Source organism: Pullulanibacillus camelliae (assembly GCF_014642655.1).
Taxonomy (GTDB): Bacteria; Bacillota; Bacilli; order Bacillales; family Sporolactobacillaceae; genus Pullulanibacillus; species Pullulanibacillus camelliae.
On sequence record NZ_BMIR01000035.1, the window covers coordinates 1 to 15,923 of the forward strand.

The window sequence follows — 15,923 nt, forward strand, 5'->3', positions numbered from 1 at the left end:
TAGGTCCGAGGTGGAAGTGTGGTGACACATGGAGCTGACGGATACTAATCGGTCGAGGACTTAACCTATGATACATTTATGGCTTTCGTTTCTAGTTTTGAGAGAGCATTTAAAAACTTATTATACATAAGCTATTGATGTTCTTTGAATTAACCTATAAAATAGATATAATTATCATTCGATCTAGCAATAGGTAGTTTTTAATCTGTCCGGTGGCGATAGCGAAGAGGTCACACCCGTTCCCATCCCGAACACGGCCGTTAAGCTCTTCTGCGCCGATGGTAATTGGGGGCTTCCCCCCTGTGAGAGTAGGACGCCTGCCGGGCTTTTATTAATAAATTGTTTCTGAGTTATGATATATTCCACAGTAGCTCAGTGGTAGAGCAATCGGCTGTTAACCGATCGGTCGTAGGTTCGAGTCCTACCTGTGGAGCCATGGAGAGCTGTCCGAGAGGTCGAAGGAGCACGATTGGAAATCGTGTGTGCGGTCAACGCCGTACCGAGGGTTCGAATCCCTCGCTCTCCGCCATATAAGTCATGGCCCCTTGGTCAAGCGGTTAAGACATCGCCCTTTCACGGCGGTAACACGGGTTCGAATCCCGTAGGGGTCACCATTTCACTCTCTAAAAAGATCATTGAAAGACTTGATTTATTAGAGAATATAGGATATAATATTTATTGTCGGTATGGAGGATTAGCTCAGCTGGGAGAGCACCTGCCTTACAAGCAGGGGGTCGCAGGTTCGAGCCCTGCATCCTCCACCACTTTTACAATCACAAATGTAGCGGGGTGGAGCAACGAGGATGAACTTCATTGAAGAGACATCGAGTTGCAAAATCTAGCGTAACCTTGATGAAATCCATCGGATTTTTGCAGGGACGTGGCCGCAATAACATCGTCGCGGGGTGGAGCAGGGGTAGCTCGTCGGGCTCATAACCCGAAGGTCGCAGGTTCAAATCCTGCCCCCGCAACCAATAATATTTTGCTTGCTTAATTTATAATATTGAAATAATTGCTTTTAATGATAGAACTTATATACGAATCTTAGCACTGTAATTAAAGAGGACCCGTGGTGTAGCGGTTAACATGCCTGCCTGTCACGCAGGAGATCGCCGGTTCGATTCCGGTCGGGTCCGCCATCTTGGCTCGATAGCTCAGTCGGTAGAGCAGAGGACTGAAAATCCTCGTGTCGGCGGTTCGATTCCGTCTCGAGCCACCATTGGTGTGTGCCGGTCTAGCTCAATTGGTAGAGCAACTGACTTGTAATCAGTAGGTTGGGGGTTCAAGTCCTCTGGCCGGCACCATTTTTATTAGGTTTTATTTTTGGAGGGATAGCGAAGTGGCTAAACGCGGCGGACTGTAAATCCGCTCCCTACGGGTTCGGAGGTTCGAATCCTCCTCCCTCCACCACTTTGTTTATAGGGGTATAGTTTAACGGTAGAACAGAGGTCTCCAAAACCTCCAGTGTGGGTTCGATTCCTACTACCCCTGCCATTGCAAGAATATGGCGGCTGTGGCGAAGTGGTTAACGCACCGGATTGTGGTTCCGGCATTCGTGGGTTCGAAACCCATCAGCCGCCCCATATTTATTGGCCCATAGCCAAGCGGTAAGGCATCGGGTTTTGGTCCCGAGATGCCCAGGTTCGAATCCTGGTGGGCCAGCCATTATGATGCGGAAGTAGTTCAGTGATAGAACACCACCTTGCCAAGGTGGGGGTCGCGGGTTTGAATCCCGTCTTCCGCTCCATTTTTTTAATTTTACTATTATGTTATTAAATTATTTTGGCGGCATAGCCAAGTGGTAAGGCACGGGTCTGCAAAACCCTTATCCCCCGGTTCGAATCCGGGTGCCGCCTCCACAAGTTTTATATATGCCGAAGTGGTGGAATGGCAGACACGTCAGACTCAAAATCTGATGCCTTCACGGGCGTGTGGGTTCAAGTCCCACCTTCGGTATCATTAAAAAGACCTTTAGCATTTTTGTTGAAGGTCTTTTTTGTGTTTCCCCAAGATGACTGAAAACGGGCTCAATACTAAATGTGGTAGTACTCCTTATAAGGGCGCGACTTTTCAGCGATAAAAAAATAAGCAAAAAAAATACACCCATATTCTCTTATCTGGTAACCATTAATTTGCGAAAAAAAGGAGATAGGAGAGAATATGGATGTTCAAACATTTTGTCACACAATTTCTAGGAATTAAAGAAGAATATCTTGAAGGCGACCATGTTGAGGGGACGGAACAGGGCTTCTTAATTGAACTGAGTACACGGGCAAGAAGGTTGACTTACCAGGGTGTAAGGCCAAAACAAAAAAGATACGCAATTATCGTGTTCAACGCATTAAGGGGCGGTTCATTGAGGAGAAACCCGTGCTCTTGTCCCTTCGAAAACGGCGCTATAAATGTACACATTGTGGGAAAACTTTTTATGACACCTTTTCAGTTTGTGTAACGTTATCAACGGCAGAACCCTTTCTTTGAACCAACATGCCTTAAGCTATGTGGCGGAGCACTTTTTCACAGAAGCGGGACGCCTAACCGGTATACCGACATCAAGCCTGAGCCGTTTATTTAATAAGCGAAGGATCTCGGTCCGCTGACAGCTCCCACGGGTTATCGTGATTGATGAATATAAGGAGGATACCAACAAAGGGAAATATCAGGTGATTATTGCCAAAGGTGAGAGGGGGGCTCTTAAAATATAAGGGTGGAGAAATTATTGAGGAATATCCATGCCTAATCATGTGGACATGTTGGGCAGTAGTCCACCCAAGTTATCAGTATCAAGATTTATGGGATATTTGAAAGGTAAAAGTGCTCTTATAGTGTTTGATCAACGTGCAAATTTAAAATATAAGTTTGAAAATAGACAGTTTTTTGTGCAGGGTACTATGGGAGTACGATCGGTCTCAATGAATGAAGCTGTTAATAGGAAATATATATACAAAAAGGCATGTATAGCCTTGGATAAATTTAGTGTGAAAGAATACGAAGCCCCTTTTAAGGGGGGAAGTAATACAAGAACTTTTTAAAGGGCATACAAGAGTGGCAAAGGCAATATGGCTTAAATGCTGAATAAAGCCAGCGCATTTAGTTGCAAGTCTGTAATTTAGGGTTATAGCCTTTCTGCAAACCATCTTTTGTATGGGTGGGGTGGTGATGATTTCAATTAGAAGCTTTGGGAGTTAATCCTGTTACTAAAGCAGAGATAGAATCCTTAAGAAATTCTTCGTTTGAAATTGGAATATTTGAAAATCCTAATAATGTTTCTGAAACAAAATGACCATAATTGAATCGCATAAATAAGGCTACAAATGAATCTACGTTGCCTTTAATTAATTTACCCTGACTTTGCATTTTCCTAAAGTAATCTAATAAAAACTGTTGAATTTCTTCAACGTTTTTGTGAAGAGTCAGGTGAAGGTCAGGCATTGTGTTTCGCTCAAGAACAGAAATCATATAAATTTGTTTATTCTTTATCATATAATTTTGATAGATAATCGAGTATAGTAACAAATCATGTTCTAAATCGTATGTTAGCTCTTTTTCCAATTGTTCTTTTAAGGAAGAGGCATATTGAAATTTAGTAATAATGGCATCTAAAATATTTTGTTTGTTCCCGAATTGACGGTATACTGTCATTTCACTGACAGAAGCATGTGCTGCTATTTCTTTAATAGTTACAGCTTTATATCCCTTTGAAGCCATTAATAAAATAGCTGAATCTAAAATTTTTTCGTCTGTTTCCATATAATCACCCGTTTCACAATCGTTATAAATCAAAAAACATAAAAGGCACTGTTAAAATGCTATCTAAAATGCTGTCTTTTCTTTAGAAGTATTTGCTGTATCTTTCTAATTCTATTAATAAAAAAGCCAACAAGGAATGCTGATATAATCGTTCCTTCTCTAATGCCTTGTATATCCCCAAATGCCCAAAACGAAATAAGAGCAGCAATTATTACTTGTAATGAATCAAATGCTATTTTCACTCTCCCAAAGTTCAATTTATATTTCATTGAAATAACTTTTATTATCCCGTCTGCGGGGTTAAAAATCGTATTTGCTACTAATTGAAGGATAACTCCTAATGCGATCATTATGCACCCTATAATTAATAAAATTAGCTTTTCAATATAAAGGGAAGGGTGATAATAAGTAAAAATCAACATGCCCAAGTCGATAAAGTAACCTAGCACAGGGCCAATTAATAGTTGTAAGTATTGAAATTTGGGAAAATCTTTCCCTAAAATAATTACTTGAACTAACACAAATAAAAGAGTTAGGAAGGTAGTAAATTGTCCTATCGTTAAAGGAAAAATAAAACTTAATACATACGATATACTGGTGATCGGAGTAGTACCCAGTTCAGCTTGTGTAACCATTGCAATGCCTATGCCCATGACTAGCAATCCTATAATTAAAATTATATATTGTTTCATTACTTTTTGCACATTCCTCATTCCTCTCCTAATTATGTTAGTTAGTACTAACTAACATAATGGTAATGTGACATAAACCATATGTCAAATTTTATTATTGCGTATAGAAAATGCTTGAAGTTCAAAATTACTTGAATCTGAGTACAGTTGTAAACTCAAAAGGATGGTTCCGTGAAAATGCAGGTTTGCTTGTAATAGAATCTTATTGAAAATAGAAGGGTTATTATAGAAGGATCGTAGAATTACGTGATTTCAACTGGATCTGTGTAACTGCTAAACTAAATTGAACAGCTTTCGATTGATAGAATTGAACACTTTCTGTTCCCATTTTACCTCTCTTCAGTTAACCTATTAGGTATGAAAGTAACTGACATGGTGGAGGTTTAGGAAAGTACTGTAAGAATTACTTAATATCCCTGTATTTAACGATAATATAAAATGAAAAACAAGGAACTTACCGACTCAAAATCGTGTTCCGTGAGGAGTGTCGGTTCGACCCCGACCACCGGTATCTATTAACAAAAATTACCAGCAATTAACCAGATAAGCTCTTTAATACAAGGGATCTCACAAACCGTGAGTTCTCTTTTTTTGGTTAGTATTTGGTTTACAATCTTCAAAATATATTTTCGTTTGATAAAAAGGGCTTAAACATGGTATAAGTGTAAAAGGAGTGGGGACACTTTTGCTTTTTATTTATGTACTATCGAAAGCATAAATCCTCGCTGATGCTTCTTTAAGAAGGGAGCATAATTAAAACTTTGACTTTCGCAGCCTGAGACGTGTGGTTGCAACCTTGGTGTGGGGTTCTTAGTCATAATAGATTGCTAAGCGAAGCTGTACTACCTTGGTGTGTGTTGCTTAATCATACCAGGAGTGCCAAGTGATCGGAGCCTCGGGTGGCAAGCGAATAAAGTTATAAGGTGAGTGTTTTTTGAGGAAAAAGGGCCTGAAACCTGAAGGCTCATAATGAAAGGATTTAAGTTTGAAAATGATAGATAACTTTTGGCGTGCTTTACCACGACCATTTTTTGTACTTGCACCGATGGAAGATGTGACGGATGTTGTGTTTCGTCATGTCGTGAGTCAAGCGGGGAGACCGGATGTGTTTTTTACAGAGTTTACGAACACGGAGAGTTATTGTCATCCGGAGGGCAAACAAAGTGTGCGTGGGCGTTTGACTTTTACAGAAGATGAACAACCGATGGTGGCACATATATGGGGAGATAATCCTGAAAAATTTCGGCAAATGAGCATTGGTGTAGCGCAGGAGGGCTTTAGTGGCGTGGATATCAATATGGGCTGTCCTGTACCTAATGTCGCAACGAAAGGGAGGGGCAGCGGCCTTATCCGTCGGCCAGAGGTTGCTGCAGAGATAATACAGGCGGCAAAAGCAGGGGGATTGCCTGTTAGTGTGAAGACAAGACTCGGTTACACAAATGTAGATGAATGGCGGGACTGGCTAACGCATTTATTGCAACAGGACATCGTTAATCTTTCCATTCATCTGCGTACACGAAAGGAAATGAGTAAAGTAGATGCGCATTGGGATCTGATTCCGGAGATTAAGAAGCTTCGTGATCAAGTGGCACCTGATACGCTGTTGACGATCAACGGGGATATTCCTGATCGGCAAACGGGTTTGAGACTTGCTCAGGAATATGGTGTTGACGGGATTATGATCGGGCGTGGTGTTTTTACAAATCCATTTGCCTTTGAAAAGGAGCCGAAAGAGCATAGCAGTGAGGAATTGCTTGACCTCTTAAGACTGCAGCTTGATCTCTTTGATAAATATTCGGCAGAATTTGAGCCTCGATCATTCAAACCTCTTCGACGCTTTTTTAAGATATACGTCAAAGGGTTTCGCGGAGCGAGTGAATTAAGAAACCAATTGATGAGCACGGAATCAACAGATGAAGTCCGGGCATTGCTCGATCACTTTGAATGAATCCGATAGGCTCATTATTCCGTAGAATGAGCTCTCCAATGAGTATTAAAACTGACCCTGATTTCGTGAAAAAGTCTTTTGACGATTTCAGGTTTTTTTATACTATCATAATTTATAATTTCGCTGACGCACTCAAAGAAAGAGCGATAAGTGTAACTTTGACTTTCGCCACCTGAGGCTTGCGGGCACCCTAAGTGTGTGATTTGCAAAAATCACAATAGGAGTACCAGCGAAGTGGTGCAAGCCAAGCTTTCTAAAAAGAAAAGAACGTATAAAATTTCTGATCATGAGGACGGTGCGGATTTCCGCTCCAGGCCGCTCGCTTTCCGCGGGGAGTGGTAAGCCTCCTCACGCTGTGCGCTTCTAAGGTCTTAACGATCTCCACTTCCCGCAGGATTATAGTCTCCGCATCATGAGTCAGCAGCGCCCGAGGAACACACGATTTTAGAGTGTTCCGAATCTCGCGCCTTCCGCTCCCATCCACGTGATCAGGCACTGAAGCCTTTTTCATATTGGATGATGCCCTATACTAAGGACAGGGGCCGGGCATGCTTTTCGCTCTATTTTTCTTAATGAGTGAATGAGTAACAGCGAAAGGACGAGTTAGCTTTTCCTAATCTGTGTACTATCAATCACACTGATGGACTTAAATTAGGGCTATTCTTCAAGAGGAAGAAAAGAAAAAAGTAGTATAAAACCTAGACTATTCATAGAAGTTCCCAAAACACAGTAAAAATGCAGCATCATACGCTTATCACCACATGTATAAAGGAACCAGACGGTGTGGAGGACTTTGTTAAGCCACTCATTGCCCATTATAACTTTAAATTCCCGGCAACCATGTTTTTCTTGCGTGGGGACAATGGCTTTGCTGTCCCCGCTTTGCACGATTTATGTGAAGCTGAATCGGTATTTGGGGGACAAAAGAATATGCAGATTCAAACGATACGGACAAAGATCATTAAAGTCGCTAGTAAATTAGTGAAATCCGGGCAATCTTTTTACTTCAAATGTTCTTCCAGTTTCGTGTATCAAGCGTTTTTTTGGGACATACTGCAGCGCATTCAAGCATTAAAACTCGAGTGATTGGAGCGGAAGGCGGGAGACTCCTACGGGAACAGCACGTGTCCGAAGACCCCGCAGGAAGTGTCTTTCTTCCGAGGAGGCTGAGGCCGTGCCCGTGGAAAGCGAGTGCCAGGAGCGGAAATCACCTGCCAATACCATGCCTAAACTTCAACATTTATTTTCGCGCCAAGGGAAAAGTATGCCCAAAAACAGATAACTTTTTAGTGCACGATCATTTTATTGCTTCATCGCAGTGACTTTGTCAATATTATTCCTAATATAGTTTGGTCTTGAACTGAAATCTCGTTTTTCTTTGAAGTATGAGTAAATCAGGTAAAAAACGACTCGAATCCTGGATCGAGTCGTTTTAGTTATTTATTGAAATGGAATGGCTTTTCTCTCAATCTTTAGCTGGCTTTATTCAAGCCTTTTTTCTTTGCTTTTCCTTTTGTCCCTAATTTATAAAACCAAAATCCTAAAACAAAGAAAAGGATAGGTCCAATAATCAGTGGGGCATATTGAGTAATGGTCGTGCCTGTTGCAGGGACCAAGGTTAAGAGGATGGTTCCTACAACAGAAAACAGTCCAATCCCTGCAATAAAGTAGGCTATTTTATTGTTTTTTATTTGAAAGGGTCTGACCGTCTGCGGATCTCTTTTGCGCAATTTAATATAAGCACAGATCAAATAGACATAAGGAATAAAGAAGGCAAGCGTTGCCATCAGAATAAGCATATTCAAGGCATCAGATATGGTAGGGACAAAACTAGAAAGCAATAAGATAATGGAAACCCCAACAGCTTGCCAAAGAATCAGGTTAGCAGGCATATTGGCTTTGTTGGTTTTCGCAAGTGTTCTAGGAAGCAGGCTTTTTCCGCTTTGATGAAAGATGATCGTTGGATTTAAAATTAAAAAGGACAAGGCACCTAGAATTGAAATCACAAAACAGATACCAAGAATCTGAGTTAAATTAAAGGGTAAATGGAATTGTTGTGTTATTTGGTCAGCAAATAGATAGAGTGCTGTTGCCGTTTGATTAGGGCTAATTTTGATAACAAATTGGAACGCGATAGTTCCTAGAATATATACTCCGCCAATAATCGCGGAGGAGATCCAAATAGCTTTCGGGAATGTTTTTTGGGGCTTATTAACATCCTCAGCAATGGTCCCGAGCATTTCCATGCCAGAAAAAGCGAACATTAAGGTCGACAAAAACATCACGGTATCTAGTGAAAGATGAGTAGGCATTATGGTGCTTGCTGTAAATTCAGTTGCTGAGTGATGTCCTGTAAAAATACTCGCAAAACCGAAGCCAAATATTAAAATGACAGGAACAATTAAGCCAAGCGGGGTCCCGATGGCAGCTAGCTTGCCGCTCATTTGTGTGCCTCGCAGCGTTAACAAAGTCATCACCCAAAAGATCACAAGTGCAATGAGTGTTGTTAACCACGTATTATTAATGACTTGTTGTTGGTTAATGGCATAAGCAATATTCACAGTTATTCCTAGTAAAAGGGATGGATAATAAGTGAAATTAGCCACCCAATAGAACCAACCACAGAGAAAGCTGGCTTTTTCTCCAAATGCCCGGCTCACCCATGCAGTGACTCCACCTTGATCGGGATAAGTCGTTGATAATTCAGCAACGATTAAGCTCATTGGGATAAAGTATAATAAGGCAGCGATAATCCAAAAAAGAATAGCGGAAGGTCCCACTGTAGCTGCAAAAGGAATATTTTTTAATCCTAATATCGTATTTATACTAATGATTGTTAAGGCGAGAATACCAAGCTTCTTTTTTTCTGAAAGTTTCATGATGCTGTCTCTCTTCTATGATAGATTGGTTTAGATTAAGAGAAAGTTACCATGATAGGCAAGAAGGGTCAATCCATTTTATTAAAATACTATTATTAAATGTATTAAGCGTTTTGTGTTAATTTAACAAGTTTTGTTTATTTTATAAGTTCAGGTTTTGACTTTCACCATCTAACGCTGAAAGTACTAGAGAGAAACAAGCAGACTGAGTTTTCTTTAGAAGCATAGAAAATTGCAATCGTTCGATGATCAAACTGTCCTTATTACAAGAAGGGCAGTTTTTTAATGCAAGATAAGACTAGCGATTAAAAATAATCATTTGATTTTTCTATTTAAATGATTTGACCGAAAAGCATAAACACTCTATAATTTTAAATGATATTGATTATCATTATCATTAATATAAAGGAGGATAGACCTACACGTATTTCAGTTCAGTCCGAAATAGTGAAGGCGTATGCACTGGATGAATAATTAAAGGGGCCACGCAATCTGATGTGTGTCTTAGTCTTAGCTACGGGACGATTTGACTTGAGGACTTGAACTGATTTATTTGGATTTTATTCAATGGATAAGCTCAGGCTGTGTCTTTGAATCGTTTAAAGGGGGAGTGTAACTTTTGTTGAAATTATCATTTTATAGTCGGCTCATGATAGTGTTTGTTATTATATGTTCTCTTGTTGGATGTGGGAAATTGGCTGTGAAACAGGATGATGGAGATAAGTCGAAGTCAGCGGGAAGTGGCATTGTACAGAAAGGCGATGTGCCCGTATCCGGTCATCCTAAAAAAATTGCCATCACGGATTTTCGTTTTGCGGATTCATTGCTGGCGTTAGGGATTAAGCCATATGCCATGGCGAGTTATCTTGGCTCAACCAAGTTGGAGTGGCTGGATGATAAAGCATTAAATGGCGTGGTTAACCTTGGAGAACAAGGCAATCCTGAAGCTGTAGTAGATGCGAATCCTGATCTCATTATTGCCTGGGAAAATCAAATCGACCAATACGATAATTACTCTAAAATTGCGCCAACACTTGTCATCGGTGAAAGCCCGGATTGGAAAGCGGACTTCCGCCAATTTGCCAAGATCTTAGGAAAGGAAAAAGAAGCGAAGCAATTCTTAGCACAATACGATGATAAAGCGAAAACAGCCCGACAACGTTTGGCTCCCAAAATCGGCTCCGATACAACGGCGGTTTCTATGCGCATTGTGGGCAAGGAATTTCGAATTTATGGTGATGATCAGAAATTAGGACGCATCTTATATCACGATTTGAAGTTCAAAGCACCTGACAAAGTGAAAGCCATACAGAGGCGTGAAGCGATTTCTATGGAGGCCTTGCCGCAGTTTGATGCGGATTACTTATTTGTAGAAGTAGGGGCACCGAACATCGGTGGCGATAAGGAAGCCGAACAGAAATTTGATGAATTAGAGCAAAGCCCCATCTGGAAAAATCTAAAGGCTGTTAAAAATAAACATGTTATTTTAGTACCGTACTGGACTGATCTTGATTTTCCACAGGTGAATGTACAAAGCATGAATATGGTTGTCAAAAAAGTGACGAGCATGTAATGCCTGGCAAAGGTGACTTGCCTTATAAATAGCAGGGAGGCGGGTGAGAAAAAACTAAAAGAGACTGAACGATAAGGTTTTAAAAGGAGCCAACAAAAACAAAAGTGTAGTCAAAATACGGAGATGCCTACGAGAACGGAGACGGCGTTACTTCACGAATAAACTTCGAGTTGTTCCGAGAAAGTTGATGACAAAGCAAGTCTAGCATACGCAGAAACAGGGGCTTCTTAGTTTAAGTCTCTTACATTTTCAATGCACACTTCGGTTAAGCGCGTCACATCCTGTGCGTCGAACGTCGAAGCTAGCGCATCCTGCGCTTCTGTAGCGGTGCCCGCGGAAAGCAAAGTATTTTGACGGAGTGCTTCACGACTCACTCAAAGAACCGAACGCATGCCTTCAAAATTGTGAATGCGTTCGGATTCTTTATGAGCTACATGCTTCTGTCCTAGTCCGTCTTATTTTATGTCTGATTATATATAAAATGGCTGTATCCCTTTGCATAGTTATTGGCAATTTTTTATGGTCTGTATTTTAAAAGGTTAATCCTTTCTCTCCATTTAGAGAGTATACTTATTATTAAGAAAATAAGTGCTGAATTTTAAGGTGAGAAGAAGCATATGGAGAATGCTCTGGAGAAGCAATATGAGTTCATTCGTTCAACAAGTGAAGTGCTCTTTGCATTTATGGAGGAAATTCCCCTTGAAAAGCTGCATACTGCTGTACCGGGATTTGGTCATAGCAGTATGATCAAGACCCATATTCATGCTGCTGATTGCTATAAATATTGGCTAGGTTCCTTTGCTCTTAATCAAAAGGGTAACGATCTCTCATTTGCAACGGATGAGGAAATCGGGCGTTCGGATGTCAAGCAGGTTCGCTCACGCTTTCAGATTGTAGATGTTGTGGTGGCGCGTTTTTTAGAGGCCTTTGATTCGAGGTGGTTTGATGAGATCACTAATAATGTGAAGTGGCAGAAGGAATCTTGGCGTACGACGCCACTTTGTTATTAACCCATACTGAAACACATGAGTTTCATCATAAGGGACAAATGGTGACTATGGCTCGGCAATTGGGATATAGCCCTCCTGATACAGACCTTGTTTAAAAGACAATGACGTCAGGTCAGGACGCGAACGAAATATCCTTAGTCGAAAGGCGCAATATTCACTCTACGTGGCTTTACTCATACCGATGTACGATAAAAGCAATCGACTTAATGATTAATCCGTTAGTTGATCTTTTCATTTGGCAATTCTTGATGGAAGAGATGAAACAATAAAGTTTTAGCGATTATTAGAAAGCGACCATGTGTGTTGTCTAAGGTTTTAGGTCGGTTAAGCATGCGTTGCCTCAGCTCTAGAGCATGTAATGAAATGCTTTGAATGATGAGCATTCATGAAAAAAGGAAGCAGCGTTATATACTGCTTCCTTTTCTTGATTCTCGCCACATTAAATATAAGAAATAAGGCGCGCCAATCGCTGCAGTAATTAATCCGGCAGGGATTTCTATTGGTGGAATCAAGGCCCTCCCCAAGTAATCAGAAACCAAGACGAGGAGAGCTCCTAAAAGCGCTGCTGTTGGAAGAATGAACTGGTGGCGTGAGCCCATGATCTTCTTCGCCATATGAGGAGCGACTAACCCAACAAACCCTATGAGTCCAACAGCAGAAACAGCGGCGCTGGCTAAGAGCACGCTACAGGTGAGAAGTAAAAAGCGTGTTACCTCGACTCGGAGGCCTAAAGCTGTAGCAACCGAATCCCCTAATCTCATGATATTTAAACGAATGGCTAGAAGCCAAGCGATGGGGAGGATCACGAGTATGATTGGGGTGATCTGCCAAACCTGCTCCCATGTTCTTCCCCATAAACTACCGCTCAACCACATTAAAGCGATGCTGACATTATCTCCAGATTTGGCTACCAATAGTTGAATCCCGGCACTGCAAAAAGCCCCAATAGCAACCCCAACAATGGCAAGGCGGATAGGTGCAACGCCTTTTTCATAAGCAAACAGATAGATTGCAAGAGCCACAAGTCCTCCGCCAGCAAAAGCACTTAATGAGATGATGAAGGGTCCCATTGATGAAAAAAACATCGAAGTGATAAGGGCTGCCAAGCCAGACCCGCCAGAAATGCCAAGCGTACTTGGAGAAGCGAGTGGATTCCGTAAGACAGATTGGGCAATCACGCCTGAGGTTGCTAAAGCTGCTCCGACCAAGAGGGCCAAGGCAATGCGCGGAAAGCGGTAATCCATCACAATAACATATGTATCTACATTGCCGCCCCGAAAAAATGATCGAATGATCTCCAAAGGGGAATAGTGGACGGTTCCTAGCCCCAAATTAAGAATCGCAAAAAAAGCAGTAATAAGACATAATAGTGCGATTATGAGTAATGCATGCATCGTCCGCGTCTGACGGTCCCTTTCAATAGTAAGTAGTACTTTTGTCTCATCCCTCATAGAGATCACCTTTCTTTGTACGTGCGAGATAGATAAAGTAGGGCGTGCCAATCAGAGCGGTGACGACACCCACAGGCGTCTCATAAGGAAATGAAATAAAGCGTGAGCACACATCGGCTAGTGTCAGTAGGGCTGAACCAAAGACTGCGCTGATGGGAATGACCCAGCGATAATCTCTCCCCACTAAGTAGCGCACCATATGAGGAACAATCAGACCGACAAAACCGATCGGACCAGCGACAGATACGGCAACACCAGATAAAATAACCACTAATACAATGACGAATCTGCGCAAGAGGGCAACACGCAGCCCTAACCCTTGAGCAACCTCGTCACCAAGGCTGATAAGCGATATGAAGCGCCCGAGACTAACAGAGATGAGCATCGCCAAGAGGCTGAAGGGCAGTAAGATCCAGACATGCTTCCAGGCCATTCCAGTGACTGAACCAGCCAGCCAAAATAAGACAGATTCTGTCTTATCTTCATTAAATAATAAAAGCCCCTGAGTAATTGAGGAAAGAAAGGCCTGAATCACAATACCTGTGAAGGCCATTTTCACCTCAATATTCCCCCCTTTAAATGAGGCGCTCATTCCATAGACAATGCTGACAGCAAGCAATCCTCCTAAAAAGGCGATAAAAACAAGCAGGAGGCTATTGTTAATGCTTAAAACGACAATGGCAAAAACGATCGCAACAGAGGCGCCGGCATTGACCCCGAAGATACTGGGTGAGGCCAAGGGGTTACGCGTAATGGCTTGCATGAGCGCACCGGCAATCCCTAGATTTGCTCCGATGATGACGGTCACGACAGCCCGAGGAATTCTCGCTGTGGCAACTAAGACTTGTTCCTTTGAACCACTATATTGGAAAAGTGTCTTAAAAAGCGTCGAAATGGAGATATGGAAGGCACCAATCTTAACGGAAAGGAAGAAGGTGACAAGTAAGACAAGTAGGCTTATAAGAAAAACACCCAGCGCTTTCCGAAGCTGTTGACGGTTATTTTGCTCAGTAGGAAATGGTTCTGATAGGTTCTGCACGTTACCCCTCTTCCTTATGCCATGTTGTGAGAAATACTTTATTTAAGAATGTTTTGCTCTGTTTCATCAAGGACTTGATTGGCACCTGAGAGGCTTCGTCTAAATGACCAGGTTGTATGACTCACACCATATACACGGTGATTTTTGACAGCCTTGAGATCCTTCCATAGAGGATTTTTTTCCCATACTGGAATAAGCTTTGGCTTTGTAATAACTAGAATATCGGGATTTATTTGTAGTAATTGTTCCATCGTCAGCTTTTTAATCGTTTCTGTTGAACTGCCTTTCAGAGCGTATTTGAAACCAATCGCTTGCATGAGTCCGGGTTGAAAATAGGTAGACGCGCGAGCATTGATGTCTTTGTCTGTCACTTGTGCAATTAAAATGCTCGTGTTCTTCGGAACCTTCTTTTTAAGTGCTGCCACTTTTTCTTTGTGCTTGGCAACGAATGCCTGCGCCTTTTTTTCTTTATTTAAAGCTTTACCAATGACAAGCTGATCCTTGATCGCATCCTGATAAGTCCCATCATTACTTGGCAGGATAATCGTTGGAGCAATATCGCTGAGTTGTTTATAGATATTGGTATCTCGACTAGAGTCACCGATGATTAAGTCGGGATGAAGCGTTCTGATGACTTCCAGGTTAGGTTCAGCACGTGAGCCTACCGACTTATAATCTTTCATCTTGTCTCTCACTTCTTGAGCAATATTATCTGGTTTGCCATCATCAGCAACACCGACAGGACTTACTCCTAAAGACACCACAGCATCTGTTAAGCCAAATTCAAGCGTGACAACGCGCTTAGGGGTTCCCTTGATTTTTGTTTTTCCCATTAGATGGGTGATCGTGCGCGTATTTTGCCCACTAGAAGAGGCAGTGTCTGATGATGAGGCACTATGTCCAGAAGAAGAGGCGGCATTACAGCCGAATAGAATACTAGTGGAAAGTGCTAGTACTAGCATTAAAAATAGTAAGTGCTTCGTTTGTCTCTTCATGTATGTAGTCTCCTCTTAATTGATAATGATTATCATTATTGATAAGTCTAAAAAATAATGGCGCCTTTGTCAATGAGAATGATTTGAGAAAAACAGCTTAGAAGGATGTAGGCGTGAAAAATAAGGGTAGAGCAGGTGTTTTACAGTCAAAAGTTGCGAAACTAGCCTCAGGTTAGCCCACTAGGTAGAACCCGTCTCTTGTTAAACCCTGCTCTTGGTTTGAGGTGATCATTTAATAGCATTCAGAGTCTCTTGTGGAAGAGCGATTGAAGCAGTTGAAGAAAGGGTGAACCTTATTATGGGGGATACTCGAGCAGCGGTGGTGAAAAAAACTACTGCTAAAAATTGTTGTGCTGAAGGAGGAGCGGATATAGTGCCCAAGAGAGGAAACGAAGGATATCGGAGGCGATTCATGAGAGAAATTTAAGACATGCTGTGTGCGATCATACGATAGCTCTGTTGAATACTTCTAAATTAATAATCGTATGTGTAAAATAGTTCTCGGTGGTATTTCTACAAAATCCTAGCCAAAAAAGAAGAGGCACTCTATCATAAATGTATGCCTACCAGAGCAAATACATCGTAG

At 41.6% G+C, this 15,923-nt stretch carries 9 protein-coding genes, 15 tRNA genes, 1 rRNA gene and 3 pseudogenes; 22 read left to right on the forward strand and 6 right to left on the reverse strand.

Translation table 11 applies throughout. The annotated features are described in order from the left end of the window. Positions 1-208 precede the first annotated feature (208 nt). From rrf to IEW82_RS19325, 18 genes and pseudogenes are all read left to right on the forward strand, one after another. Positions 209-326, forward strand: a 5S ribosomal RNA gene (rrf, locus tag IEW82_RS19240). Between the two features lie 35 nt (positions 327-361). Continuing rightward, positions 362-436 (forward strand) — tRNA-Asn (locus IEW82_RS19245). A gap of 1 nt (position 437) precedes the next feature. Then, positions 438-529: transfer RNA gene (locus IEW82_RS19250), tRNA-Ser, on the forward strand. 10 nt (positions 530-539) lie between these two features. Further along, positions 540-614, forward strand: a tRNA-Glu gene (locus IEW82_RS19255). 74 nt (positions 615-688) lie between these two features. Further along, positions 689-764 (forward strand) — tRNA-Val (locus IEW82_RS19260). Between the two features lie 135 nt (positions 765-899). Beyond that, positions 900-974: transfer RNA gene (locus tag IEW82_RS19265), tRNA-Met, on the forward strand. An 89-nt stretch (positions 975-1,063) separates the two neighbouring features. Next, positions 1,064-1,139, forward strand: a tRNA-Asp gene (locus IEW82_RS19270). A 4-nt stretch (positions 1,140-1,143) separates the two neighbouring features. Beyond that, positions 1,144-1,219, forward strand: a tRNA-Phe gene (locus tag IEW82_RS19275). Positions 1,220-1,228: 9 nt separating this feature from the next. After that, positions 1,229-1,304: transfer RNA gene (locus tag IEW82_RS19280), tRNA-Thr, on the forward strand. Positions 1,305-1,325: 21 nt separating this feature from the next. Beyond that, positions 1,326-1,410 (forward strand) — tRNA-Tyr (locus IEW82_RS19285). A 10-nt stretch (positions 1,411-1,420) separates the two neighbouring features. Next, positions 1,421-1,494 (forward strand) — tRNA-Trp (locus IEW82_RS19290). 13 nt (positions 1,495-1,507) lie between these two features. Further along, positions 1,508-1,583: transfer RNA gene (locus tag IEW82_RS19295), tRNA-His, on the forward strand. Positions 1,584-1,590: 7 nt separating this feature from the next. Beyond that, positions 1,591-1,665: transfer RNA gene (locus IEW82_RS19300), tRNA-Gln, on the forward strand. Between the two features lie 7 nt (positions 1,666-1,672). Then, positions 1,673-1,747: transfer RNA gene (locus IEW82_RS19305), tRNA-Gly, on the forward strand. Positions 1,748-1,784: 37 nt separating this feature from the next. Beyond that, a tRNA-Cys gene (locus tag IEW82_RS19310) sits at positions 1,785-1,859 on the forward strand. A gap of 14 nt (positions 1,860-1,873) precedes the next feature. Then, positions 1,874-1,956 (forward strand) — tRNA-Leu (locus IEW82_RS19315). Between the two features lie 384 nt (positions 1,957-2,340). Beyond that, complete coding sequence (locus IEW82_RS20485) at positions 2,341-2,481, forward strand: hypothetical protein (RefSeq protein WP_373285744.1); 141 nt, start codon at positions 2,341-2,343, stop codon at positions 2,479-2,481. A gap of 210 nt (positions 2,482-2,691) precedes the next feature. After that, positions 2,692-3,032 (forward strand): annotated as a pseudogene (locus IEW82_RS19325) (transposase); the annotation flags it as partial. Positions 3,033-3,165: 133 nt separating this feature from the next. On the opposite strand, the gene IEW82_RS19330 reads toward IEW82_RS19325, so the two are convergent. Both IEW82_RS19330 and IEW82_RS19335 read right to left on the reverse strand, forming a co-directional pair. Further along, the gene (locus IEW82_RS19330) at positions 3,166-3,750 is read right to left on the reverse strand and encodes a TetR/AcrR family transcriptional regulator (RefSeq protein ID WP_188698925.1); all 585 of its coding nucleotides are present in this window, start codon (positions 3,748-3,750) and stop codon (positions 3,166-3,168) included. A 59-nt stretch (positions 3,751-3,809) separates the two neighbouring features. After that, on the reverse strand, positions 3,810-4,454 hold the full coding sequence (locus IEW82_RS19335) for a YczE/YyaS/YitT family protein (RefSeq protein ID WP_373285742.1): 645 nt from the start codon (positions 4,452-4,454) through the stop codon (positions 3,810-3,812). 979 nt (positions 4,455-5,433) lie between these two features. Here IEW82_RS19335 and IEW82_RS19340 point away from each other — a divergent pair. Further along, the gene (locus tag IEW82_RS19340; protein ID WP_188698929.1) at positions 5,434-6,390 is read left to right on the forward strand and encodes a tRNA dihydrouridine synthase; all 957 of its coding nucleotides are present in this window, start codon (positions 5,434-5,436) and stop codon (positions 6,388-6,390) included. Positions 6,391-7,272: 882 nt separating this feature from the next. Next, positions 7,273-7,476 (forward strand): annotated as a pseudogene (locus IEW82_RS19345) (transposase); the annotation flags it as partial. Between the two features lie 386 nt (positions 7,477-7,862). Here the strand turns inward: IEW82_RS19345 and IEW82_RS19350 are convergent. Beyond that, positions 7,863-9,269, reverse strand: a complete 1,407-nt coding sequence (locus tag IEW82_RS19350) for an APC family permease (protein ID WP_188698931.1) — start codon at positions 9,267-9,269, stop codon at positions 7,863-7,865. A 619-nt stretch (positions 9,270-9,888) separates the two neighbouring features. On the opposite strand from IEW82_RS19350, the gene IEW82_RS19355 reads away from it, so the two are divergent. Beyond that, complete coding sequence (locus IEW82_RS19355) at positions 9,889-10,842, forward strand: ABC transporter substrate-binding protein (protein WP_188698933.1); 954 nt, start codon at positions 9,889-9,891, stop codon at positions 10,840-10,842. 617 nt (positions 10,843-11,459) lie between these two features. After that, positions 11,460-11,947, forward strand: a pseudogene (locus tag IEW82_RS19360) (DinB family protein). 309 nt (positions 11,948-12,256) lie between these two features. Here IEW82_RS19360 and IEW82_RS19365 read toward each other — a convergent pair. Genes IEW82_RS19365 through IEW82_RS19375 form a run of 3 tightly spaced genes read right to left on the reverse strand, consistent with a single transcriptional unit; the run spans position 12,257 to position 15,337 of the window. Then, positions 12,257-13,303, reverse strand: a complete 1,047-nt coding sequence (locus IEW82_RS19365) for a FecCD family ABC transporter permease (RefSeq protein ID WP_229672821.1) — start codon at positions 13,301-13,303, stop codon at positions 12,257-12,259. Further along, positions 13,293-14,342 carry a FecCD family ABC transporter permease gene (locus IEW82_RS19370; RefSeq protein WP_188698935.1) on the reverse strand — a complete coding sequence of 350 codons (1,050 nt, stop codon included), beginning with the start codon at positions 14,340-14,342 and terminating at the stop codon, positions 13,293-13,295. The genes IEW82_RS19365 and IEW82_RS19370 overlap by 11 nt, the downstream gene beginning before the upstream one ends. Before the next feature lie 38 nt (positions 14,343-14,380). Continuing rightward, a complete protein-coding gene (locus IEW82_RS19375; RefSeq protein WP_188698936.1) occupies positions 14,381-15,337 on the reverse strand; it encodes an ABC transporter substrate-binding protein in 957 nt (318 codons plus the stop codon). Positions 15,338-15,923: the final 586 nt, after the last annotated feature.